General features: G+C 33.4%; 23 protein-coding genes, 1 tRNA gene and 1 pseudogene. 8 read left to right on the top strand and 17 right to left on the bottom strand.

The features are described from left to right. Positions 1-5: 5 nt before the first annotated feature. Positions 6-698, bottom strand: coding sequence for a DNA repair protein RecO (recO, locus tag ABEA36_RS02935; RefSeq protein WP_345488624.1), 693 nt, complete (start codon positions 696-698; stop codon positions 6-8). Positions 699-858: 160 nt separating this feature from the next. Between recO and ABEA36_RS02930 the strand changes: the two genes are divergently transcribed. Next, positions 859-2,496 (top strand): Na+/H+ antiporter, encoded by a 1,638-nt coding sequence (locus ABEA36_RS02930; protein WP_345488622.1) that lies wholly within the window; start codon positions 859-861, stop codon positions 2,494-2,496. Between the two features lie 20 nt (positions 2,497-2,516). Then, positions 2,517-3,008 carry a ubiquinone anaerobic biosynthesis accessory factor UbiT gene (ubiT, locus tag ABEA36_RS02925; RefSeq protein WP_345488620.1) on the top strand — a complete coding sequence of 164 codons (492 nt, stop codon included), beginning with the start codon at positions 2,517-2,519 and terminating at the stop codon, positions 3,006-3,008. Positions 3,009-3,064: 56 nt separating this feature from the next. Here the strand turns inward: ubiT and ABEA36_RS02920 are convergent, their stop codons facing one another. Next, complete coding sequence (locus ABEA36_RS02920; RefSeq protein WP_345488618.1) at positions 3,065-3,328, bottom strand: SemiSWEET family transporter; 264 nt, start codon at positions 3,326-3,328, stop codon at positions 3,065-3,067. A gap of 70 nt (positions 3,329-3,398) precedes the next feature. Then, positions 3,399-4,259: an ROK family protein gene (locus ABEA36_RS02915; RefSeq protein ID WP_345488616.1), complete on the bottom strand. Its 861-nt coding sequence runs from the start codon at positions 4,257-4,259 to the stop codon at positions 3,399-3,401. A 296-nt stretch (positions 4,260-4,555) separates the two neighbouring features. Between ABEA36_RS02915 and ABEA36_RS02910 the strand changes: the two genes are divergently transcribed. After that, positions 4,556-4,999, top strand: coding sequence for a hypothetical protein (locus ABEA36_RS02910; protein WP_345488614.1), 444 nt, complete (start codon positions 4,556-4,558; stop codon positions 4,997-4,999). Between the two features lie 131 nt (positions 5,000-5,130). Here ABEA36_RS02910 and ABEA36_RS02905 read toward each other — a convergent pair whose 3' ends face one another. Next, a complete protein-coding gene (locus ABEA36_RS02905; protein ID WP_345488612.1) occupies positions 5,131-5,424 on the bottom strand; it encodes a DUF6694 family lipoprotein in 294 nt (97 codons plus the stop codon). 466 nt (positions 5,425-5,890) lie between these two features. Here ABEA36_RS02905 and ABEA36_RS02900 point away from each other — a divergent pair, with 466 nt between their 5' ends. Continuing rightward, positions 5,891-6,550, top strand: coding sequence for a DUF7424 family protein (locus tag ABEA36_RS02900; RefSeq protein ID WP_345488610.1), 660 nt, complete (start codon positions 5,891-5,893; stop codon positions 6,548-6,550). A 706-nt stretch (positions 6,551-7,256) separates the two neighbouring features. On the opposite strand, the gene ABEA36_RS02895 is transcribed toward ABEA36_RS02900, so the two are convergent. The 9 genes and pseudogenes from ABEA36_RS02895 to ABEA36_RS02860 form a co-directional block, all read right to left on the bottom strand. Continuing rightward, a complete protein-coding gene (locus tag ABEA36_RS02895; protein ID WP_345488608.1) occupies positions 7,257-7,565 on the bottom strand; it encodes a hypothetical protein in 309 nt (102 codons plus the stop codon). Positions 7,566-7,944: 379 nt separating this feature from the next. Further along, positions 7,945-8,406: a hypothetical protein gene (locus ABEA36_RS02890; protein ID WP_345488606.1), complete on the bottom strand. Its 462-nt coding sequence runs from the start codon at positions 8,404-8,406 to the stop codon at positions 7,945-7,947. A 16-nt stretch (positions 8,407-8,422) separates the two neighbouring features. Next, positions 8,423-8,725: pseudogene (locus tag ABEA36_RS13240) on the bottom strand (hypothetical protein); the annotation flags it as partial. 584 nt (positions 8,726-9,309) lie between these two features. After that, positions 9,310-9,915 (bottom strand): hypothetical protein, encoded by a 606-nt coding sequence (locus ABEA36_RS02885; protein ID WP_345488604.1) that lies wholly within the window; start codon positions 9,913-9,915, stop codon positions 9,310-9,312. A gap of 761 nt (positions 9,916-10,676) precedes the next feature. Continuing rightward, a complete protein-coding gene (gene cspE, locus ABEA36_RS02880) occupies positions 10,677-10,889 on the bottom strand; it encodes a transcription antiterminator/RNA stability regulator CspE (protein ID WP_345488602.1) in 213 nt (70 codons plus the stop codon). Positions 10,890-11,778: 889 nt separating this feature from the next. Further along, positions 11,779-12,384, bottom strand: coding sequence for a hypothetical protein (locus ABEA36_RS02875; protein ID WP_345488600.1), 606 nt, complete (start codon positions 12,382-12,384; stop codon positions 11,779-11,781). A gap of 534 nt (positions 12,385-12,918) precedes the next feature. Next, positions 12,919-13,254, bottom strand: a complete 336-nt coding sequence (locus ABEA36_RS02870) for a DUF6694 family lipoprotein (protein ID WP_345488598.1) — start codon at positions 13,252-13,254, stop codon at positions 12,919-12,921. 920 nt (positions 13,255-14,174) lie between these two features. Then, positions 14,175-14,576, bottom strand: a complete 402-nt coding sequence (locus tag ABEA36_RS02865) for a hypothetical protein (protein WP_345488596.1) — start codon at positions 14,574-14,576, stop codon at positions 14,175-14,177. A gap of 454 nt (positions 14,577-15,030) precedes the next feature. Further along, a tRNA-Ile gene (locus ABEA36_RS02860) sits at positions 15,031-15,107 on the bottom strand. A gap of 230 nt (positions 15,108-15,337) precedes the next feature. Here ABEA36_RS02860 and ABEA36_RS02855 point away from each other — a divergent pair. From ABEA36_RS02855 to argE, 4 genes are all read left to right on the top strand, one after another. After that, positions 15,338-15,703, top strand: coding sequence for a DUF4156 domain-containing protein (locus ABEA36_RS02855; protein WP_345488594.1), 366 nt, complete (start codon positions 15,338-15,340; stop codon positions 15,701-15,703). 164 nt (positions 15,704-15,867) lie between these two features. After that, entirely contained in the window at positions 15,868-16,248 is a 381-nt protein-coding gene (locus tag ABEA36_RS02850) for a VOC family protein (protein ID WP_345488592.1), read from the top strand. 226 nt (positions 16,249-16,474) lie between these two features. Continuing rightward, the gene (locus ABEA36_RS02845) at positions 16,475-17,158 is read left to right on the top strand and encodes a helix-turn-helix transcriptional regulator (RefSeq protein WP_345488590.1); all 684 of its coding nucleotides are present in this window, start codon (positions 16,475-16,477) and stop codon (positions 17,156-17,158) included. Positions 17,159-17,310: 152 nt separating this feature from the next. Further along, a complete protein-coding gene (gene argE / locus ABEA36_RS02840; RefSeq protein WP_345488588.1) occupies positions 17,311-18,474 on the top strand; it encodes an acetylornithine deacetylase in 1,164 nt (387 codons plus the stop codon). Between the two features lie 87 nt (positions 18,475-18,561). On the opposite strand, the gene aroA is transcribed toward argE, so the two are convergent. The 4 genes from aroA to ABEA36_RS02820 form a co-directional block, all read right to left on the bottom strand. Beyond that, positions 18,562-19,851, bottom strand: a complete 1,290-nt coding sequence (aroA, locus tag ABEA36_RS02835) for a 3-phosphoshikimate 1-carboxyvinyltransferase (RefSeq protein ID WP_425571846.1) — start codon at positions 19,849-19,851, stop codon at positions 18,562-18,564. Between the two features lie 81 nt (positions 19,852-19,932). After that, entirely contained in the window at positions 19,933-20,805 is an 873-nt protein-coding gene (locus ABEA36_RS02830; protein WP_345488586.1) for a helix-turn-helix domain-containing protein, read from the bottom strand. Positions 20,806-20,923: 118 nt separating this feature from the next. Beyond that, positions 20,924-22,309 (bottom strand): hypothetical protein, encoded by a 1,386-nt coding sequence (locus ABEA36_RS02825; RefSeq protein WP_345488584.1) that lies wholly within the window; start codon positions 22,307-22,309, stop codon positions 20,924-20,926. A gap of 251 nt (positions 22,310-22,560) precedes the next feature. Continuing rightward, complete coding sequence (locus ABEA36_RS02820) at positions 22,561-24,015, bottom strand: catalase (protein WP_345488582.1); 1,455 nt, start codon at positions 24,013-24,015, stop codon at positions 22,561-22,563. Positions 24,016-24,111: the final 96 nt, after the last annotated feature.

The raw sequence follows: 24,111 nt of genomic DNA, 5'->3' as shown, positions 1-24,111 counted from the left end.
TTTTTTTATAGCTTCAAAAATAACTCTCGACTTTTAAATGGCTTTGAACCGACATAAGGTTTCAATGCCATTCGTGTAAAGCGCTTAGCGGCTTTTAGACTATCAGCATCATTAAAATTCTTATCCGCAAATGCCCTAAGTTCTTTTCCTGTATAACTCGTAGAATTTTGCATTAAACTACTGATAAAGCCCTGCTCGGGTTGATACTGATAATACATCGAATCGACAATCGCGTCTCCAGTTGCACTACAATGTTCAAAATCGACACTATAGCCTAAGCTTTCCAACAAAATTAACTCAAATTGCCGTAACACTTTTTCCGGATGAATATGTTGAGCGAGTTGCTGAAGGGCTTCAAGATACGCCTGGAATAATTCAGAACTATCCACTTCTGATACAATCACGCGATGAATCAATTCATTTAAATAAAAACCACTGTATAGCGCATGACCGAATAAGGGTAATGACAAAGATGAGGCTTCAACTTGTGATAAGGTTTTGACATTACCATTACCACTGTATTGGACAATTAAAGGTGTAAAGGGTTGTAATAAACCTTTTAGTGCAGATCGTTTACGGCGCGCGCCTTTTGCAATTGCAGTTATACGCCCTTTTGATTCGATAAAAAGATCAACCATTAGACTCGTTTCACTGTACGGTCTGTTATGTAAAACGAATGCTCTTTGCCAATCTTTCATCTTATTATCATCAAAAAATATATATGTTGTTTACTATAACAAAAAGAACGCAATTTTTGTTAAAAAAAGACTGAATTTCATCATCTTTAAACTGAATTTGAGAAAAATTTACGCTATAATAGGTAACCACTAATATAAAAAACTAAATTATAAAAATATCATGGCTTTATTCTCAACAATTCTCATTCTTATTTTGCTTGTATCCATTTCCGGGATTATCGTTAGATTATTTCCATTTCAAATACCATTACCACTTATGCAGATATTGTTGGGATGTATTTTAGCTGCTTTTCATCTTTACGAAGAACAGTTTGATCCTGAATTATTTTTACTACTTTTCATCCCTCCGTTACTATTTGATGACGGAAGGAAAACAGCGATTAAAGATTTCGTACACAATGTACGCGAAATTGTTGGTTTGGCTTTAGTCCTTGTCATTATCACCGTTGTTGCTTTAGGTTATATATTACATTGGATCCTACCGAATGTTTCACTACCCGCCGCTATGGCGCTTGCTGCAGTGCTATCCCCAACAGATGCCGTGGCATTAGGTGGTATTGTCGGTAAAGGGCGAATCGAAAAAAGCAAAATGGAAATCATTGAGGGGGAAGCCTTAATGAATGACGCATCAGGCCTTGTAAGCTTAAAGTTTGCTGTTGCTATTGCCATTGGAGCAATGGAATTTGACATTCTCAATATTTCGTTAGCATTTTTTGTTTCTGCATTAGGTGGTCTTGCAGTTGGTGCACTTTTCACTTGGATCTATATCATCATCTTACGTAAGATAAACCAACTAACGAATAATGACTCATCCATTCAGATTGTTCTATTATTCTTACTGCCTTTTGCCGTTTACTTAATCGCCGAACATTTTTTACATGCATCGGGTATCTTGGCAGCGGTCAGCGCCGGTATGACGGTAAAACAATCAGGAATTATGCGTAATGCACCACTCACCACACGACTCCAGTCTGAAAGTACTTGGTCAATGTTAACCTTTGTATTTAATGGTGTTATCTTTACTTTACTCGGTTTACAGTTACCAAGTATCATCACTGAAACCTATGTTGCTAACCAAACAGATGCCTCAATTGAACTTTGGCAACTGACATTAGTGGTATTCTTTGTATTTGTGGTATTAATGGGAACGCGTTTCTTGTGGTTATGGACCATGAAACATTTGCCGACGCTACCATTTGGTGTAAAAAGACCACTGGCATTTAAAAGCTATACCACGCGGGATTTACTCATTTCGACTTTTGCTGGTGTACGTGGTGCGATAACGCTAGCGGGTGTGCTATCTATTCCTATTTCGACAAAAATTCCAGGCCGTTATGAATTGGTGTTTATTGCAACAGGTGTAATTTTAGTCTCATTAGTGGTGGCCGTAATTATTTTACCAATCTTGTTACGCGGTAGAGTCATTTTAGATAACAGTGAAATTGATAATGAGCTTCTTTATGCTAAAGGTCATATGGCGGAAGATGCAATTGCAAGTCTTGAAAAAATGCAAAACAGCCTTTTACTCGATACATCTGATGGTATTGATAATGAGATTGTTCACGAAGTCGGCTCACGTGTCATAGGATCACTGCGTAGACGTACTGGACTAAAAAATCTTGAAGAAAAAGCCTTAGAGGCAGAAAATTTAGAAAGACGTATGCGTTTAGTGGCAATTGGTTCTGAGCGTTCGTCACTGTATCAACTTAAGATTCGTAATGAAATTTCAGAAGAAACGTTCGAACGACTTAATCATGACCTTGATTTATATGAAGCCATGATTTCTGAAAACAACTAGTTATTGCTTTAGGAATGAATATGTTAAATAAAGTCCATTCACTTTTAGTTGAAAATGCGCCCGTAGTGTTGAGTAAACCATTACAAATGGTCCCCTTTTCAGTTAAACAGAAAATCATTGAACAGCTTTTACAAGCACAATTTGAACAATCGTTAGCTGATGGGGATTTAGACTTTTTAGAAAACCGATGGCTAAAAATCGAAGTACGTGATTTACAATTAGTTTGGTATATTAGTAATGTAAATAACAAGCTAGTAGTAAGTCGTTCTGAAATTGCAGATGTCAGCTTTAGTGGTAATACAAATGATTTGGTATTAATTGCGACTCAGCGTCAAGATCCCGACACGCTATTTTTTCAACGAAAATTAATTGTTGAAGGTGATACCGAATTAGGATTGTGCGTTAAAAATCTTATGGATTCTATCGATTTAACATCAATGCCAAAAGTCGTCCGCTTAGGGCTTGAAAATCTTGCTAATTTTATTGAGTCGAGTCACAATAAAACTCACTAAAACGACACACAATAAAACTGAATGTTTAACATTCAGTTTTACCTTTGACTATCAGACTATAATGCAGTAAAAAATGCAATTAAGCCAAAAATAACACCTGGCGTATTTGCAATCGCAATTGGCCAATCCCTTTGCTCACGAAAAATACCATAACATACCCATAAAAAACAGTTGATTGCAGCGGCAATAGGTTGAATTGGGCTGGTTTTAATACCGTGAATATTATCAATGATCTGAGGGATATAAGATACATACATCAAAAATGCAGTAAATGTTGCAATCCAACCCAAATAATGTAAATGCTTTTTAGGTAAATTCAAGTGATTATCCTTATGCTATTGACTGTTTATCATCATAGCAGATAACGCACAATCTGTGCGCTTAAAAAACCTATTTATGTAATAAATCCTTAGCTAACAATAATCCCCCCATAATCCCTGCATTATCACCAAGTTTAGGTAACGATAAATAGTGCTCAATATCATCAATTGGAAAATAACCATTTAATAATGTTAAACAGGTTGATTTGATTTTACTTAAAAGATGAGGTTTATGCATAATTCCACCACCTAAAATAATAATATCTGGGGCAAATGTTAGTGTATAATTCACAATTGCTTGAGCCAAATAATACGATTCAAATTGCCATGCTTGATGATTATCATCAATATGCACAGGTTTTGTGTTCCAACGTTTTTCAATTGCAGGACCGGAGGCTAAGCCTTCTAAACAATCATGATGGAAAGGACAATTCCCCACGAAATCATCACCAACTGCGCGCTTAATAAAAATATGCCCCATTTCAGGATGATGGCGTCCTGTGATTATTTTTTTATCAATAATAACCCCACCGCCGATACCAGTACCAATCGTCAAATAAATACTGTTATTTGTTTGTTTGGCTGCACCTAATTTAAATTCACCATAAGCTGCAACATTCACATCAGTATTAAAAGCTATCGGTACATCAATATGGTCTTGTATCGTTTTGACAAAATTAAAATGTTGCCAACCCGCTTTTGGTGTCGCGGTAATATACCCATAAGTATTAGAATGGGGATTGATATCAATTGGCCCAAAACATCCAATACCCATTGATTTAATAGAATGCTTTGCAAAAAATTGTAAAACCTGTTTCAAGGTGATGTCTGGTGTTTGTGTATCAATAGTCACCTTATCAACAATATTCAACGCTAAATCCGACACTGCACACACAAATTTCGTACCGCCAGCTTCAATTGACCCCAACATTATATTTACTCCAAGGCTAAAATAGGATTTATGACATAGTTTATCGTATAATGTTATTTCGTGCACTGAAGTAAATTCTAAAAATGCAATGAATACGATCTTGATCCTTAGCTTAAATCCTTGCTACTGCTTGTTACCGATCAAAAAGGACTAACTTCATAGATAAAGATTATCACACTAAGTGATAAGAACAACTTCACTAAGTAAAACAAAGTGATAGTATCCCATTAGCTATTTAAGGCTATCAGGATGATATAAAATCATCTAACATTTTATGATTCAACAGGAATTATTGTATGAAAAAGTTACTTATTTTATTACTTACTACGTTTGCAATTGTCGCTTGTGATAATAAACAAGATTCAAAATTAGACCAATCTATGGATAAAACTCAAGAAAGTACGCAACAAGCTTATGAAGATGCAAAACAAACAGCTTCTGATGCTTACAATGAATCAAAAGATAAGGCTGAACAATACATCAATGAATCAAAAGATAAAATGAGCGAAAACTATCAATCAGCAAAAGATAGCACAACTGAAATGTATAATAATGCTAAAGATAAAACATCAGAAGCCTACGACTCAGCCAAAGATCAAGCGTCTGATGCTTACGATTCAGCAAAAGAAAAAGCCACCGATAGTTATAACAATGCTAAAGACAAAGCAACCGAAAGCTACAATAATACATTAGACAAAACGTCTGATGCATTAAAAGATATGAAAGATTCAAGCAAATAAGCTTAATTTAATAAATTAAAAAACCACCGAATATTAGGTGGTTTTTTTATGGAAGATTTTTAATGTTAAACTCAATGATCGAATAGTCGTAAAGCTACATTAAATAAGCATTATATTAAGTTAAATAAACCCTACTCGCCCCCATACTCTTTTATAATTTCTTTGGCTGTTTTACCACCCAATTTTTCTTGTAAAATTTTCTGTATGCTTCCTTCTTCACCATCAGTTGCAAAACTTGCTGCCAAACCCACTTTCATGATAGCTCGATTAAAATCATCTTTATCTTTTCCTTCAAGTGTACTATTAATGTCTCTCAAAGAAGTCTGAAATGCAGTCTTAGATGATGCATCAATTTTTGGTGCACTATCACCACAACTAACAAGAACGAAACTTACAAGAAATACCGCTAATAATTTTTTAAACATGAAATATCCTTTTTATTATTTAATCATAATGATTATATATGGTTTTAGGTGATAATTAATAGAGAGTTCGTTCACAAAATAGGATTATTTTATTGCATTATACAAGTAAAATAAATTTAAGTTCCTTCAGTCATCATTTTTTAATAACAGACAATGATGGTTATGAATCACAGCTAATATTTTATTGAAAACTAGTACGTTATATACTGATTATCATTAGTCTTTAATGTATCGTAAACAGAATAACTTAATTACATTATTTAACTAACAGAAGATTTGATAATCAAAATCGGTTACTTTATAATTTTTGTAAATGTTAACATTAATCTAACTCATTATAAGTCTTTAACAACAATGCTAAACATCTCCAATAACTAAAAATGGCTCAATGATAAATCTTTTATCTGTTCCTGTAGAATAATAGTCTTCAATATTGAATTAATTTATATAAAAAAGGTGAAAAAAGATGAAAAAAATAATAGCTGCCACTTTATCCTTTGCATTATTAGGATGCGACGCTGAAATTAACACAACAGTATCCATTTCACAATTAAATACCGATGAAACGTTGTCATCTGCTAATTTATTAATCGAGGTACCATCTTGTGATGACTATAAAGATTCCAGACTTGAATCCTCATCATTGATTAGAGCTAAAAAAGAAATTGCTAAGACATTTAAAACAGTTGAATACCATGAATGTTACAGTAAAGAATTTAAGTCATATGCATCTTTTGAAATACCCGTATTAATTGGTTCGGATATTACCCAATCCCCAGATATCAATAAAGTTGATTTTGTTGTAGCTAAAAATGACGACCTCGTTGTTATCATTACCCAACCAGAAGTAAGACATAAGCTGAATAAATTTAAAGAGAAAAACAGTTCTAATTTAAACTTTGAAATAACCATAACGCTTTATAACGATACAAATAAAACAGTGGAAAACATCACTGTAAGAAATACATTTGTGAATGGTACACCTTATGAATATGGTCAATTTTCACTTCCAGCTAATGCAAAAGTGAATATCAAATTAAGTGATGTCTCAACACAAATATTATTAAAGACAGATAAAAATCCAAATATTCCACAAGGTTCAGCAAAATTAATCACGTTAAATTAATCGTAAACAAGCCACATATGTGGCTTGTAGTGTGTCTAAAATTCAACTAGAAAATAGGTTAAACATAAAAAAACAGATTACTTTTTACTTTTAACAAAATAAAAAGAGTAAAAAAGCTCACATTATAAGAAAATAATAGGATATTGAGTACCTGTAACAACAATCTTGGTTTTGTTACTAATAGTTTTGTTAGTTTTATAAATCCACAGCAGTTCATATAGATCTAACGTAAAAATAGACAGTAAAACAAAATGAAATGTCGTTAAATTGTTTTCTTGCTTTAAGTGAATAAAATCTTTCACGCTGAAGCCTCTAAAATCATGTAAACTAAAAAAGATATGATATATCAGATAAAAACGGATAGAAAATTAATATATAACTCAACACTTTTAAGGAATAATTTAAATCAATATCTCTATATTTTTTTTAGATAACGTTTAATACAGAACTGTTTAAATGGTGGATATTTGCAGGCCGTTCCTCGACGGCCAATCTAAAATGTAGTTTTTAAAAGTCAATAAATTCAAAATAAAAATAATACATATAAAGTCAAATTTATCACAATAATGTTACTATCATAGATTTTATCTCAAAGTAAGCCTTGAGTTGAGACTAAAATGAGTGCTTTTAAATGCAATTACAATGGAAAGTAACATTACAGCTATTAATGAGCAAAGAAATTAACTTTCACATCATTGATTAAATATTATTTACTTTCAAAATAAGTTATATTTTCAAGGTGGTCTTTCGCCGATTTCCAACTTTTATAATGTTCATCTTTAATTTCAACAATCTCCTCTAATTCAAGTAAAGACGGCATTTCCTCCCAAAACTCCTCATTCAGATTCACACTTATCTTTTGCTCACTTTTCATATTTAACTGATTGATTGAAAGGCTAGACATCTGCTGAAAAATTGGATTTTCTATTTCATCTTCTTCATGAAATCCACTCGCAAAAGCAATTTCAGCAAACCCCAACATTAAAATGAGAATTAATGGTAATAATTTTTTCATAATTTTTTCCTGCTATATTGATCTTGTTTTAACAGTATCAATTAAAACAAATTAACCTTAAGAAAAACTTAAAAAATATTATTATCGAAATAAATCCCCTAAAAATGGTTGAGATTGGATTGATGTACAAGCTTACTGATTATCAAACCATACATTTTAGCTATTGGAGATTTAAGGTCTTTTCTTTCTAGAAAATTTATTATCAATAACCACAAAATATGATTCAGCTGCCTTAAGCAACACCTAATGCTAATACAACCAATAATTTTAATAGCATTATTCTGCTATTTTATTACTTGCTAAATTTTACATGAAAATATATTTTAAAAGCGTAAAAAAACAGCACTAGGCTGTTTGAAATAGATAGATTATTGATGATTTAGTTCATTCTCTTACATGTCATATCTTGTTTATGACCATAAGATTTGAATTTATATTTCCAAAATATCGCTGAATATTGATAATAAATAAATTCATTATCATTAACATAAATATAACCGTGCTCCATGGTATTATAATTTTCACCTTGAGTATCTTTACCATATGTAGGGTTAAATTTATAGGTTTTAATATATTCAGAATTTGAAATTGCTTTCCTTTCCCCATCTTCGGGTTGATAATCATCATAATCTTCGGGCTTTAAAAAAGTAACAATGATGGGATCATCAGTAACGCTATAATCATAATTAAAATTGGCATCTCCATTGGAAGAAGCGGATAAATGCACATTAACACAATACCAACTACCCAGTAGATATGACTCCGTTACGTTTTTTTCTTCTGCATAAACCAACGATGAGGCAAATCCGATCATACTGACAAACAATACATTCTTTAGCATATTTATTCCTTTTTTATTATGACTGGAATTCTATATGAAAAAGATTATTTTGGAAGCGTGAAAACGACATCAAACACACATACTTTCGAAAATATAACGCGGTAGATTTCTTATACCCGTCAGCATTGATAATACCACCTTTAAAATTGAGTAAATCTAAGAAATGGGTTAATACTGAATGAGGAATAACGATTACACTTAACATATCATCATAAATACGACTTATCAGTCCAACAGCATTTGATACAACCATTGTCCTGAATTTGCTTGTGCTTTGACCATTCCATTTAAATTGAGGGACAAAAATTAGATGAAGGTCATAAACTTTACCCTATCAAGCAATAAACTGTCTAATATGATTCATTATCGAGTGAAATCTAAACATGCTATCTGTGCCAATAATCTTGATCAAGTTCACATCATAACGCTTTATCATTGCGTCCGACTCAAATTCAGAAAGTAATCTTAGCATATTTGTGGTTACTGGCGATATCATGCAATAACCATCTTAACGTTACAGTTATGGTCATCACAGTATTCATTACATTAGCTGACCAGTTAGGATACATAACATAACTTTAATTTATTTATTTGTATGAGGGTTTCACGACAATACAGCCCTGTAACCAGCCAATCGTTAATCTATAATTCTTTATAGAGTCTTAGTGTGATTAAAATGGAATAACGTCTTAAATCGGCATGAATCCCATTTTGTATTTATTGTTCATAGCCATCACCTAATTTTATCGATTTTACTTTTGACTAGATTGATACTTGCCTATTTGGTGCCACGTAGCAGAGGAAATGTTCCCTAAGTACCTCGTTTTTTAGATAATAAAAAAGCCCCCCGTTGGGAGCATTATATAGAAATAAATAAAACTCAGTTTGCTTCATTAATTTTAATTAATTACCATTATTTAAACATTTTGTTATTTTTTCAACTTCACTATCCAAAGAACCAATAACTTTCATTGGACTAGCGCCAGACCACGCGCCAACGTAAGAAAATCCATCATTAGCAGCGGAACCTGTATCTTTTGCTGCCTGTTCTATCTTCGTAAATAAATATTGTGTCTTCGTTTTTTGTGGTGAAACAGTAACAATATATCGCGCATAATGTAAAATAGGTAATAACCCATTTGAGTAATATTCAGCAATACCCGTACCGACAACTTTATCTTTTGATTCTGTAATTATTGAATTTCCACCCTGAACAGTCGTGGTATTAGTATTTTGATAATAATACCCTGAATATGAACCAAAAAAACTACCTGAACTATCATTCAAGGTCACACTCGCATTACTGATGGTACTGGCCAAACAGATTTTTACATCACCGACATTTGAACCTATATTTTTTGTTACCATATAAGTATCAATTGCTTGCTGACCATATCCTATATCTTTAAGTGTTACACCTTGCACTTCTGATAAATCTTTATCAACTGACGTATGAGCACAACCTGTCAACAAAACACCAACAATACCGAATAAAAATACTTTTTTCATAGCATATCCTTATATTAAATAACTGCTCAATATTATGCGTTATTCAGTTTAGCGAATCAACCAAAAGTACTCAGTTAGGGATTTGTAATTTTCATGCTTAGCTTATGGTTTAAGCAGTTTTTGTATCTTCAATTATATTGTTTAAATTTATAGCTAAGTTTATAATTAAAAAAATACTAAACCTTTCTTTATAATCATTTTTTCCTAATTATTTTTCAATCTGTCTTTTAGGATGAAAGTCTCGATGCTTATAAAGCTAATTGATAATGAAGGTAACTATTGAAAGCAGGATACGGATTAGGATGCAACATCAGTTAGACCTAAGGCTTTAAGCAAAGTACAAATAGCACCCTAAAAAAAGAAATAGGTGAAGTATATTTGCCCATAAATAAGTTTTTTATGATTACATCCTATGGGAAGACGTTGATTGATTACCGACAGTAGCCCTTTATGTTTAAATTATCTAAATTGGGTTTACTAAAACGGTTGAGTTGGATAAATTCAGCCCAAAAGAAAAACTCGCATCTATCGTAAGTGTATTAACACTACTAACTTTAGGTAAAAAAAAGCCCCAGCGTTTAGCTAAGGCTTAAATTATGCTAAAATGTTTAATCAATATTTATCTAAAATTCATTCATATAATTTGAGATGAAACTTGATCATTTTACTAAGAATTGATTAAAAACTCGGCCAAGTCACTTTAATCATTTTTTATAGTTTTTTTGTGCTTACGTTTAACTAAAAAATAATATTTTTTCAAATTATGCAACCACTACTACATTGTTTGCTGTCGGACCTTTTTCTCCAGTACCAACTGTGTATTCCACTTTTTGACCTTCATAAAGCGTTTTAAACCCATCACCAACCAATGAAGAAAAATGAACAAATAAATCTTTGCTGCCATCATTAGGAGTGATAAAACCAAAACCTTTACTTTCGTTAAACCATTTTACTAAACCTGTTGTTTTCGACATATAATAAATCCTTTAATAATTAATTGTAGCCAGTTGGCTAATATTTGCAAAATCTCTACGCTAGATGATTAATATAAAGAAAATAGAAGAAAACAAGAGAAGGAATTATTTTTGACTAATGACTAGGTATTTAAAATTAATGCAGAACTGATGCTGTTGATTATTAGAACACAATTATTAATATATTACCAGCTTTATTATATGGTTCAGATAATCAAGGCGTTGTGAAAACATAACATTTTGATTTTATTTTTAATTTAATTTTTTGTTATGTATTTATTATTCGAATTTCTTTGTTACTTTTTTCATAAAGATAAATTCTTAATTTATCATCCTAAAATTGACTTCTCATAAACATAAAATACTCAACTTTTTAGAGCGGGACTTTAAAATTCAAATAATAACTTATTTTGCTTATGTAATTACTTGAATATTTTTTACCTCAATATCAACAGGTTTAAATCGATGAGTTTGAATTTCACTGGTTATTTGAACGAGGTCCGTTGGATTGATGGTAATACCGACCAATATTTTTGATCGATTTCGACATTTATTGAGCCAGTACTATCTTATAATACATAATCTTCATCACCATTTGTTTAACAACATATCGTTGTAAATTACTGGCATTTGTTTGGCTTGTTCTATGGTAATTTCTGCTTGTGTTTGACCTATATAGCAGCTATTGAATTGTTGTATTGTACCGTTATTGAAACCATCTGCCATCGCTGCATCTGTTAAACATAAGGTAGTGATTAAAACTAAAACGATAATTTTTTTAATTATACATTCCTTTATTAAATATCTGTATTTTGCTGACAAGAGATATTTAACTATATAATTATTAATAAAATATTATATTACTTATTTATTTCAGACATTTTGCAAACTAACATGGGCCAACAACACAACCAATCATCATGAAAGGAACAAATATAGGTAGAATAGCGACTGCACTAATCTCATTAAAAACATTATTATTTGGAATTGATTTTGACACTTGATTAACATTTACTTCAATTGGGCTGTCTAACATATCATCTTCTGATAATATATTTTGTTGGGTGATAAATTTTCCTTCAGTATTAAATCCAACGGTCACTAAACCATTGGAAACTTTGCTTCGATCTTTGTATTTATTAAAAAGTTCTAATTTATTTTTAATTTTTTCCTCTGGGACATAATTTATGTATGTTACATAAACAGAATCATCAGTATTTGATTGAAGAAATGACACTTCAATACTATTGATATCATTTTTAAAATCTTTCAAAAAATTGGCATAAATGGCTAAGTTGACCTTTGTTTTTTCATTTGTAAAATAATAGGTTGTATCTTTAGATTCTGCGATAACACCTAAATCACGATCTGATTTTATCTTAATTATTATTTCTTTTTCAGGAAGAACTTTTGATGGGGCATTGATACACCCAGAAATAAATAAGCTGAGTAAAATTAATAAACATAGTTTAACCAGCCTAAAATAATAAAACATTATTCACCTATAGATAACCATTCATGATGGTTAAATTATACAAATAAAATACAAAAAGAAAAAAATTAATTTAACGAATTAAATTTATCGCTATTTTAATTGGATAAAAATTGAAACTTTCTTTCTTATCATTCATAAAATAAAAAAGCCTGATTTTTAGGTTCAGGCTTGATTATTTATAGCTTTTTAGTTTCACCAATCTTTGACAATGAAATAATTGACATTATAACTGACTAGGCTTGTCTTTACCCAGTCGCTATATTCCTGATATTCGGTAAAAATGATCTTCAATTTAGCTAATCACTGTTGGTTATCATCATAAAAATTTTCTTCATCTATATATGGTTGCCTCGAACAAAAGATTTCCTTTGTGGTAATAATTCATTATCCCATATATAAATATCATTAATTACATATAATTTGAATGAGTAACGGCAATAAAAAAGCCCTGCTATCTCTAACAGGACTCTATTCATTCTCTATCAGTCTAGCATATTTATACCACACGATTTTTTTCAATATTATTGAAACCGCTTACCAACCCATTTCTTTTTTATATTCTTCAGAGGCTTTAATAATTTCATCTGCTGTCTTTCCATCAAAAGTTTTTCTTATTTCGTCAAAGGATAATCGGTGCAGCTCTTCGTCGCTAATATCTTGATCATTGACAAGATCACTAAGGGGTAATACAGATTTAATAGTTAATCTATCAATACCGACAGTAAAAGCGATATATTTATCATCAGGCAAATCAGCCTCTATGATCTTAATCGATTCTAAAAAACTTTCTTTGTTAGTTGCGTCTATTTTCTTATCACAGCCTGTGAGCACAAAAACAAAAATAAGTGACATCAATAAGTTAAATTTCATTTACTACCTCAAAAAACAAACTCATAAATTAAGCAGCAAAAAACCCTCAATTTCACTAGAGATTGAATTTTTTTAAATATTTCTTGAATATCGACAATTTTATATTACGAGTAGCATAGACAGTCAAGATATTTAAATTGATTATTTGATAGATGTCTTTTGTTAATGTTAGGTAATTCGTTTCGCCAATTATTACTGAATATTAGACAAATGGCTGACTAACTATCAGGGCACAAGTTGCTTACATTCTAAGTGATGAACAATTACCAAGACAAACATGAGGATTATGCCTCTAGAGATAACACCTGTCACTTTTTTGATAAACGTTACCATGACACTGGATCTGGCATATGTCATTTACTATCCATACGCATAAATAAAAAAAGTGCAATTAAGCGCTTTAATAAGTCAGAAGGCATTAGCTTCTTATTATAAATTCCTTGTTTAATTTTATCGTTGATTTAGTTGCCTAAATAAAATGATATCTATTAATAAATATCATTTTATTTATTTTATAACTTTATCAAACAGTTGTGGTTATATATTTACTCGCTCAAAAATCTTGGCAGATAGGAGACGTTAGGAATGGTTAATAACTACGCCCATTTGAACGCTGAACATAAGATTGAATGTGCAAACAATGTCACATTTACGGCACAAAGCAAATCCAATGACACAATGAAGAATGTAAGTAATTCTTAAAAATTATATAAATCAATGGTTTTTATGGTGGCCCCTACTGGACTTGAACCAGTGACCAATCGATTATGTGTTCTTTGGAATAGTTTTTAAAGTCAATAAGTTATAAATAAATCAAACTATTAAGGATACGCATATAGACACATTTACCTATATAAAAACATTCTCAACCGCCATTTTATCGCCATTATTTACGTTAAGTGTACAGTACTCAATTAATGTTATTTATTACATGGATATTTATAATCTAATGCAAAAATATAAGTCGTAGATAAATTGACATCGAACCGTTTTTTTCGGAATTGTGGAGCAAATGATAAAACGTAATCTTCCATTAATTTCATTGCATCTTTATCTGATATTGCTATATCGTCAGGGACGCAAAAAAGTTTTGTATTATAGTGAACTTCGGCTTTAACTGCCGTCATAGAAACACCTTCCATAACTCCTTTCAAGTTAGATATTGCAATATTTTGGTAATTTTTATCACCTGAATTATATAACTTTAAATAATTACCATAAGTAAGTGCTGGTCTATTTATTAAAGTTTCTAACTCGCTATTTGCTGCTAGTACTAAACCTGAACTTAGTAACAAACAAAATGATAAAATTATTTTTTTCATCTAAATTATTCCTCTTTTGGTCTATTGTTTACAATACTCTCAGAACATTAGTAAGAATGTTATCACTGGTCATAAAATAAATCATAATTATATTCTTAAAATTCATTCAACGGATGCAACCTTACCGTATATTCAAAGTGCTACGGTATGAAGTTTGAACACGATATAGTCATTTTTAGACAACTCAAAAACATGCAATAGATTATTTAATTAATATAACACTAAAACCATGTAAAAATAGTCCAATAGATTAACCTTGTACTGAATAAGATGCTGCAAGCAATCGATTATCTATTGATTGGTCTATGCTTTTTAATAAATGAAAGGTGTGATAAATTTATAACCAATTGAATAAGTTAAGAATATAAAATAAAATTTAGATCGCCATTTTATCGCCATCGGCAAAAAAACAGGGAAAATTGAATTTTATAAATTATTGATTTTATTGCATAAATGGTGGCCCCTACTGGACTTGAACCAGTGACCAATCGATTATGAGTCGACTGCTCTGACCAACTGAGCTAAGGGGCCAAATTGAATATGTGTTTTGATAAGGCTTGCGATTATAATCAACTTAAGCTGTTTTTGCTAGATTTTATTGTGAAATAATTATCGGGTTGATTAAATCTTCAACTATTTTTCATGAATATGAAATATAATGTGCTTAGAACAGCGTGATTTTAATTTATTTAGTCGATAAAATTGTTACAATCATTTATATTAACGCAATGATTTGTGCTTAGCTAAAAGGAAATAATGATATGTCTATGAAAAAAGTACTGTTGGTTGTCAGTGCCGTTTCGGCTACGGTTTTGCTACTTAACGGATGCAGTGGAACATCGAAATACCAACTCACTCCTGCAGGCCAACATGTGAAATTTGTTGATACCAAACCAGCCGATAGTTGTCAATTTATTGGTCAAGCAGAAGGTCGTCGTGGTTCGTTCTTTTCAGGCACTAAAACCCATAGCGAACTTATCCGTGATGCCGCAATAGATTTATTAAATAATGCAGCAAGCATGGGGGGTAATACGATTTATGATGCACAAGATGCCACAGCCAAATATGTGTCAGACTTAGCGCCGACAGATGCGGTGATGGAAGGTAAAGTCTATAAGTGCCCTTAAGTTAAGGCTTAATGATTTGTATGATAGCACCACTCGGTGCTATTTTTTTGACTAAAATTCACTCATATCACTCAATCAAACATCACTACTGACATAATGCTGTCAGTAGCGGTTATGTATACTCGTTTTTGTCATAAACACAACATGAATAAAAAGAGGAAAACATGAAACAGACAAGTCCACTAGCTTGGTTTGAAATCGTCACACAAGATTTTGAGCGTGCCATTCAATTTTACGAAGCCGCGTTTGATATTAAATTTAGTCGTTGCGAAAGCGAGCATATGAAAAATGCAGTTTTTCCCTATACGGAAGGGTATACGGGGGGATCATTAGTATATAGTCCCTATTATCTTGATCATCAACCGGGGGCTGGCACCATCATTATTTACCTAAAAACAGATTCCGTTACTAAGCAATTAGAAAAAATTAACGCACTGGGTGGTGAAACCGTATTTCCGGTCACGGATATTGGTGAAAATGGTTACATTGCTGGTTTTAAAGATTGTGAAGGAAACTATGTTGGCCTTTGGTCACAAAATGTATAATGCAATATATGAAGGGCGATTAGCCCTTCTCTTACCGATAACAGAAAGGATGTATTTGAGATTAATCACAAGGATAAATTTTAATGTTAAGGGCTAAGTTAACACGTGATGATAAAATATTTTACATAAAGCAATACTGAATTTTTAATATACCATTTAGTAGATAGTCATTATATTGTTATCATAAAGATAATGATAATTAAAATAGCGTTAGTTTAAGGATTGTATGCGCCGCGCCGACCGATTATTTCAAATTATTCAATTTTTACGTACGAGGCGTTTAACAACTGCAAAATGGCTTGCGCACACCCTAGAAGTGTCTGAACGCACCATTTATCGAGATATTCAAGATTTATTGTGCAGCGGTGTCCCCATTGATGGTGAAGCCGGTGTCGGTTATATTTTGCATCGAGATTACGACTTACCACCATTGATGTTCGATGTGGGGGAACTGACCAGTTTAGTGATTGGAGCTAAAATGGCATCCTCACTCGGGGGTAAAGTCAAACAAAATGCAGAAAAAGCCCTGTCAAAACTTGGTAGTGCGTTACCTAAAAAACAACAACACGAGATTGATAGCATAAAAATATATGCACCAAGTTTTAATTCAATGCGTTATGGGGCAATGATTGATATTTTAAATCAAGCCATTTGTCAAAAACGGGTGGTAAAAATTGACTACCAAAAACCTCAAGATATTCATCCTCAATCACGAGATATTTACCCATTAGGGATCTTTTTTTGGAATGATAAATGGACGATTGTCGCTTGGTGCTTAATTCGTAATGATTTTCGTCATTTTCGTTTAGATCGGATCTATGAATATACCCTGCAAGATAAATCATTCACATTGAATAAAGAGCAGACTTTAGACACCTTTTTTGCCTTGGTAATGAAAGGCCAAGCCTAATTTAACGGTATTATTTTGTCATTTATCGGTAAGATTGCGCTCAAATATTACTGAATGATGGTTCCCATATGCACTCATAACTTCCAATAATAGCATATTGCTATGGCTAGTTTTGTTGTATGATAGTCAAATGACTATTTATCAAGGCAAAGATGATTATGACATTACCTTCTTTTATCCAAATCTATAATGAGTTAATTACTATTCCGACAATTAGTAGCGTAACCAATGAAAAACTAGATTACTCCAATAAAGCACTGATTGATAAACTGGCTAACTGGTTTGCAGATTTGGGATTTTCGATCAGTATTCAACCCGTCACGGGAACGCGTAATAAATTCAATTTACTCGCAAGCTACAGTAATGACAGTAATCATACTCAAGGTGGATTATTATTAAGTGGTCACACCGATACCGTGCCTTTTGACGAAGGTCAATGGACCAAAGATCCCTTTAAGTTAACAGAGCAAAATAATAAATGGTATGGCTTAGGCACTGCCGATATGAAAGGTTTTTTTGCATTTATCTTAGAATCGCTACGTGATATTGATTTAAAAACCTTACAAAAGCCATTACATATTTTGGCAACTGCCGACGAAGAAATCACGATGGCAGGTGCTGTACATTTTGCTAAGACCGCAACGCTACAACCGGATTGTACGATTATTGGTGAGCCCACTTCACTCATCCCAATTCGGGCACACAAAGGATTTGTATCCAATGTTATTCGTGTGATAGGTAAATCAGGCCATTCTAGTGATCCAGAAAAAGGCATCAATGCAATTGAGGTGATGCATCTGGTGATTGAACGATTATTACAACTTAAACAAAAATTGAAAGACGAGTACCATAATGAGAGTTTTGCCGTCCCTTATCCAACGATGAATTTAGGCATTATTCACGGTGGTGATGCAGCAAATCGCATTTGCGGATGCTGTGAGTTAGTCATGGATATTCGAGCTTTACCGGAAATGGATATCCATTCGTTATTCGATATTTTATGCCACTCACTCAAACCTGTGATGGATAAATATCCAAATCGAATTGAAGTGAAATATGAAGTTGATCCGATTCCAGGTTATGAGTGTAAAAAGGATGAACCCGCTTTACAAGAAGTTGAAAAATTACTTAATCAATCAGCGCAAACCGTCAATTACAGTACAGAAGCACCTTATTTAAATCAGATTTCGCCGACAATTGTATTGGGACCGGGCTCGATTGAGCAGGCACATCAACCGGATGAATTTGTCGATATGGCATTTTTGACACCAACGAAAGAAACCATCCAAAAATTAATTAAACGTTTTTGTTGCTAAGATTAGTGCAAGGCGGTTAGATTTAACCGCTTTGCAACTTAACGGGTTTATTCACAAATGCCCTTTACCCTATGACATTATAAAAGATTAAGCACTCATTTTTTTAAACTGTTCAAAATAAGTCGGAAACGTTTTTGCAGTACATTTTGGGTCTAAAATTGTCACAGGTGTATCCGATAATGCCACTAATGAAAAACACATTGCCACTCGATGATCATTATAGGTTTCAATTTCTGCATGTTTGAGCTGCGCAGGCGGCACAATCGTAATATAGTCATGCCCTTCTTCAACTTGAGCACCTACTTTTCGTAACTCAGCCGCCATCGCAGCCAAACGATCTGTTTCTTTGACTCGCCAGTTATAAATATTACGGATTGTTGTTGGTCCTTTAGCAAATAGCGCTGTTGTTGCAATTGTCATCGCGGCATCAGGAATATGATTCATATCCATATCAATACCATTGAGTTCACCTTTAGTACACTCAATATATTCATCTGCCATCGTAATTTTTGCGCCCATTTTTTCGAGGACATGTGCAAATTGCGTATCGCCTTGTAAACTGTTTTTACCAATACCCGTCACGCGCACAGTACCACCTTTAATCGCAGCTGCGGCTAAAAAATAGGAAGCGGATGAGGCATCACCTTCGACTAAATAGCTCCCAGGTGAACGGTAGGTTTGACCTGATTTAATGGTGAATCGTTGATAATTATGATTATCGACATGAGCACCAAATGTCGCCATCATTTTAATGGTAATATCAATATATGGCTTAGAGACCAAATCACCAATAATCGTGATTTCAGTATCCTGTGGTGCAAGCGGAGAAGCCATCAGTAATGCGGTTAAAAACTGGCTGGAAACCGAACCATCAACATTAACGTTCCCCCCCATAAAACCACCCTGTAAATGTAACGGTGGATACCCCTCATTTTCAAGATAATCAATTTTAGCCCCGGCTTGACGTAATGCGTCAACCAAATGCTTAATGGGACGCTCTTTCATTCGCGGTTCGCCCGTGAGAATAATATTATTCTCACCAAGGCAAAGCGCTGCAGCCAATGGACGCATGGCCGTTCCTGCATTACCTAAATACAGTTCTAAAGGTTTATCTGCACGAAGTGGCCCATTAACACCTTGAATATCACAAATCGTACGATCATCTGAGAGCTGATAGTTTACCCCCAAAGCAGATAAAGCATCTAACATATAGCGGACGTCATCACTATCTAATAAATTTGTTAATCGGGTTTTACCTTGTGATAAAGCCGCTAATAATAATGCACGATTTGATACACTTTTTGAACCGGGTAAATTAATCGTACCAGCAAATAGTGTGACAGGATTTATAGTTAACTTGTTGTTAATATCTGACATTAACATTCTCTTTTTATCATTACGGTTAATGGTAAAACATTTTAGAGGTAATACCCTAATAACTCAATAATAAGTTTATAGTTAGTAACGCTCTAATGTTTTCTTTAATAAATCGATAGCTTGCTGATTTTTTGCGCTATTCTTCCACAAATTATCAAATAAATTCTGGTATCGCTTAATGGCATCGTTTGACGCTGTTATTGAGGCAATCCCTGTACAGACATTAGGTAACTCACCCAAACGAAAAGGACTAATCGCTAATGCTAAAGGTTGCTTTTGTTGATAAAAAATTTGGAAGGTTAATGAGGGAATGCTTTCTTGAGTAATTGCAATTTCAAGGTTTTTCCCCTTTTCTTCTAATAATTCAATTAAATGCCCTACTTCTTTGCGAGCCATCAGGCAGCGTTCCATTTTTTTACTTGGCGAAATATTTAAATTACCCACTAATCCCAAATGTAAAAATCGCTCAACATTTTGTAAACCAATCAGGTTGATCACTTGTGGAAAATGCGCATGGAAATTTTCTTTACGCTCTTTCAAAATCGCGAGTGTTGAGGCAATTTTTTGTTGATTCTGCGGCATATTCGCTTCCGCTAACATAGTAGATAAATGCGATAAATATTGTTTTGATGTCAGTAGAAATGAAAAAGGATCAAAGTGTGAAAAGATATAGCTTGATTTTTCCTCAAGCTGCCGCATGCGCTCAAAAAAACCATCACCACTTGAATAATATTCGGTATCAACACCAAGCAAACTCGTTACAGAAGTATTGAGTAAAGTCGCTAAGCGATCAAGTGTTTCAATTTTAACGATTTCGCCTTTTTCAAGGCGATACACCGCAGCACGTGAAATTTTTAAATTTTTAGCCACATCTTCTGCTTTAAGTGATGCCGCAATACGGTAAGCTCTTAGCCGCTGCCCAATAGAAAGATAATCAATCGTTGAATAATTCATAACATGCTCAATTAAAGTAACTTTCAAAAGTCTACCATATCAACAAATACAAACCAATTATTCGTTTATTTAATCCTATTTAAACCGTAAATAAACCTAAGCAAGGTAGATAATGTCATTATAATAAACACAATGCAGTGAATATTCCCATTGTTGAATAACGACGAACTTCACCATCAAGCATGCTCACGCCATAAACGGTAGTCGAACTGGCACTATCATAATATTCTGACGTATAGTATCCGGTTCCCATCTTAGAATCGGTGTAATTATAGACTCGCCCCCATTCACTTGTTAGCGATCGACTCAATCGGTCACTCGCATTTGAATCACGTGTAAAATATTGAGGTCCCCACCAATTTGGTGAGGTTCCTACTGGTGGTTGAGAAGCATTAGCGGGGAAATACGATGAGTTAGCGTAAGGTGAATTAGTCAGTTGACTTCTTAGCGCTAAAGTTCCTCCTTTACCTTCACAATAGGATACGGCCGCGGTATAGCCATCTTTTGTTCTGTCCGGATCCATATAGTCTGAACTCACAACCCACACATCAATCTTACTTGAGTAAGTCATGATAGGAGCATCGATGTCGTTTTTATGTTTAGCTATCAATTTAATTGTTGCCGGCCAACTCCCTTTTGTTGGCTTGCTATTAAAAACGACCTTACCATTACTATCAATTTCAATTTCTTTGGTATAAGCCGATGGATTTGTTGAATCAGATACGATAACGCCATCGATTTCTACTTGATAATTATAATCTGTTTGTAAACCACTCATTATCATTTGGAAAGTGGCTTTAGGAAATGCTGTTGAAGGAAACGTCGTTTTGGTCGGTATAAAACCATTTTTTGAATCGAAAACACTTGCATTATATCCCCCATAGGCATAAGAACCAAAGAGTGTTGTCCCAGTGGATCGAACGCTCATATCAGTCGGTTTTAAATAACACAATTTTTTTTCTTTTACATCAATACGATACGTTTTAAAACCATATCCATAATTTTTTGTTTGTGGATATCCATATTTAGAATTGACGACAATAGGATTAGCAGAATCTCCTGCATTAATAGTCAAATAGTACGGTGCATTACAGGCATCAAATTGAATGTTGATATTTTCAATCACTTGACGTTTTTTATCTTGCCAAGTGGCTTTATAATAACCACTAATACTGGAAAATTCATCGCCATCTTTGTCATCAAAATGTTCTGCTGAAAATGAGATCACCTGATTATTCGCAAGAAATTTTGTCGCAAATTGGCTAAGAGATTCATTTGATGATACTGTTGTAAGTGGATATGGCGCACTTGCAGGTGGATGCTGGGTTACGCCATCAGGTAACGTGACAATCAGTAAATCATCAACCGATTCAATTACTGTGACACCATTATCCAAAACCAACAAAGGTTCATTCCCTTGAATCACATTTGCTGTTGAAGCAACCAATAATGCATGACATTTTGTCCATATTAGACAAAACGTTAAAAAAAATATTCTTTTCATCATGTTATACTATTTATTATTTTAATTTTAAAAAATTACTGACTTATTTTTATATCATTTTGATTTTTCTATTAATTAACGGCTTAATACCACGTTATAAAATCCCAATAATATCATTTTATGGATAATACCTAAATACAATAAGTACACAATTAAATTTGAATGGTTGAATAATCAATTAACAACCGTATTTTAATACAACCAAATCAAACTGCCAGTATGAGTACTGGCAGTCTGTTTCATATTAGCACTTATTTAATTAACTGAATATCAATACCTAAACCTTTAGCAATACCTTCACCATAAGCAGGATCAATTTTATAAAAATGCTTTAATTGTCTCACTTTGACATCCTGTGTTACATGTTGCATTGAGCCGGTAATGTTATCAATAAGCAACTGCTTTTGTTCAGGTTTCATTAAGTTAAATAATGCTTTTGGTTGTGAATAATAATCATCATCTAGACGATGATTATAGCGATCAGCGCTTACGTCACCAAGATTAAGTGCTGGCTCAGCATATTGTGGCTGTTGCTTTGGTGCACTATCAATACTGTTAGGTTCATAATTAGGTGCACCTTCGCTTGTCAAACGCATCGCACCATCACGTTGGTAATTATGATACGGACATTTAGGTGCATTAACAGGCAACTGTTGGTAATTGGTACCAATGCGGTAACGCTGGGCATCGGCATAAGCAAAAACTCGCCCTTGTAGCATTTTATCAGGTGATAAGCCTGTGCCAGGAACAACATTACTTGGTGCAAAAGCGGCTTGTTCAACTTCAGAAAAATAATTATCGGGATTACGATTAAGTTCGACAAGCCCCACTTCAATTAAAGGAAACGTCTTTTGCGACCAGACTTTGGTAACATCAAAAGGATTTTCATGATGTGAATTAGCTTGAGCTTCAGTCATGACTTGCATATAAAGGCGCCATCTAGGGTAATCACCACTTTCAATGGCTTTATATAAATCTTCTTGCGCCGAATCAGGATTTGTACCATCGATTTCGGCCGCTTTTTTAGGATCGATATTTTTAATGCCTTGTTCAGTTCTAAAATGCCATTTCACCCAAAACCGTTCATTATCTGCGTTAATCACACTATAGGTATGACTACCATAACCATGCATATGGCGATAACCTTGTGGAATACCACGATCTGAAAATAAAATGGTTACTTGGTGTAATGATTCTGGTGAATGGGACCAAAAATCCCACATCATTTGAGGATCTTTTAAATTAGTACGAGGATCTCGTTTTTGTGTGTGTATAAAGTCAGGGAATTTTAGTGCATCACGAATAAAAAATACCGGTGTGTTATTACCAACAATATCCCAGTTACCTTGATCTGTATAAAACTTAACAGCAAAACCACGCGGATCTCGCGCCGTATCAGATGAGCCTCGTTCACCACCGACGGTTGAAAAACGAATCATCATTGGCGTTTGCTTACCAATTTCGGCAAAAATACTGGCATAAGAATAGTGTGTAATATCTTTTGTAACAGTAAATGTACCGTATGCAGCCGAACCTTTTGCATGTACGCGTCTTTCTGGAATATTTTCACGGTTAAAATGAGCTAACTTTTCAACTAGATGGAAATCATCCAATAAAACAGGACCACGTGGGCCTGCAGTTCTCGAATTCTGGTTATCGGCAACGGGGGCCCCATTGGCGGTGGTTAAATTTTTATTATCTGACATTGCTGTGCTCCTCATATAAATAAAAAATTACAACTCAATGATTTAAAATTATTATTATTATTATTATTATTAATTAAGTTCCACTTTAAAAGTATA

The sequence above is a fragment of the Orbus sasakiae genome (assembly GCF_039542345.1).
Lineage (GTDB): Bacteria > Pseudomonadota > Gammaproteobacteria > Enterobacterales > Orbaceae > Orbus > Orbus sasakiae.
Note: the sequence above shows the minus strand (reverse complement) of the source record. Positions and strands in the feature narration are given on the sequence as shown.

What these genes read in the sequence shown, in the direction of transcription:
- recO (WP_345488624.1), bottom strand. Translation starts at nt 698, where the DNA reads ATGAAAGATTGGCAAAGAGCATTCGTTTTACATAACAGACCGTACAGT.
- ABEA36_RS02930 (WP_345488622.1), top strand. Translation starts at nt 859, where the DNA reads ATGGCTTTATTCTCAACAATTCTCATTCTTATTTTGCTTGTATCCATT.
- ubiT (WP_345488620.1), top strand. Translation starts at nt 2,517, where the DNA reads ATGTTAAATAAAGTCCATTCACTTTTAGTTGAAAATGCGCCCGTAGTG.
- ABEA36_RS02915 (WP_345488616.1), bottom strand. Translation starts at nt 4,259, where the DNA reads ATGTTGGGGTCAATTGAAGCTGGCGGTACGAAATTTGTGTGTGCAGTG.
- ABEA36_RS02910 (WP_345488614.1), top strand. Translation starts at nt 4,556, where the DNA reads ATGAAAAAGTTACTTATTTTATTACTTACTACGTTTGCAATTGTCGCT.
- ABEA36_RS02905 (WP_345488612.1), bottom strand. Translation starts at nt 5,424, where the DNA reads ATGTTTAAAAAATTATTAGCGGTATTTCTTGTAAGTTTCGTTCTTGTT.
- ABEA36_RS02900 (WP_345488610.1), top strand. Translation starts at nt 5,891, where the DNA reads ATGAAAAAAATAATAGCTGCCACTTTATCCTTTGCATTATTAGGATGC.
- ABEA36_RS02895 (WP_345488608.1), bottom strand. Translation starts at nt 7,565, where the DNA reads ATGAAAAAATTATTACCATTAATTCTCATTTTAATGTTGGGGTTTGCT.
- ABEA36_RS02890 (WP_345488606.1), bottom strand. Translation starts at nt 8,406, where the DNA reads ATGCTAAAGAATGTATTGTTTGTCAGTATGATCGGATTTGCCTCATCG.
- ABEA36_RS02885 (WP_345488604.1), bottom strand. Translation starts at nt 9,915, where the DNA reads ATGAAAAAAGTATTTTTATTCGGTATTGTTGGTGTTTTGTTGACAGGT.
- cspE (WP_345488602.1), bottom strand. Translation starts at nt 10,889, where the DNA reads ATGTCGAAAACAACAGGTTTAGTAAAATGGTTTAACGAAAGTAAAGGT.
- ABEA36_RS02875 (WP_345488600.1), bottom strand. Translation starts at nt 12,384, where the DNA reads ATGTTTTATTATTTTAGGCTGGTTAAACTATGTTTATTAATTTTACTC.
- ABEA36_RS02870 (WP_345488598.1), bottom strand. Translation starts at nt 13,254, where the DNA reads ATGAAATTTAACTTATTGATGTCACTTATTTTTGTTTTTGTGCTCACA.
- ABEA36_RS02865 (WP_345488596.1), bottom strand. Translation starts at nt 14,576, where the DNA reads ATGAAAAAAATAATTTTATCATTTTGTTTGTTACTAAGTTCAGGTTTA.
- ABEA36_RS02855 (WP_345488594.1), top strand. Translation starts at nt 15,338, where the DNA reads ATGTCTATGAAAAAAGTACTGTTGGTTGTCAGTGCCGTTTCGGCTACG.
- ABEA36_RS02850 (WP_345488592.1), top strand. Translation starts at nt 15,868, where the DNA reads ATGAAACAGACAAGTCCACTAGCTTGGTTTGAAATCGTCACACAAGAT.
- ABEA36_RS02845 (WP_345488590.1), top strand. Translation starts at nt 16,475, where the DNA reads ATGCGCCGCGCCGACCGATTATTTCAAATTATTCAATTTTTACGTACG.
- argE (WP_345488588.1), top strand. Translation starts at nt 17,311, where the DNA reads ATGATTATGACATTACCTTCTTTTATCCAAATCTATAATGAGTTAATT.
- aroA (WP_425571846.1), bottom strand. Translation starts at nt 19,851, where the DNA reads ATGTCAGATATTAACAACAAGTTAACTATAAATCCTGTCACACTATTT.
- ABEA36_RS02830 (WP_345488586.1), bottom strand. Translation starts at nt 20,805, where the DNA reads ATGAATTATTCAACGATTGATTATCTTTCTATTGGGCAGCGGCTAAGA.
- ABEA36_RS02825 (WP_345488584.1), bottom strand. Translation starts at nt 22,309, where the DNA reads ATGAAAAGAATATTTTTTTTAACGTTTTGTCTAATATGGACAAAATGT.
- ABEA36_RS02820 (WP_345488582.1), bottom strand. Translation starts at nt 24,015, where the DNA reads ATGTCAGATAATAAAAATTTAACCACCGCCAATGGGGCCCCCGTTGCC.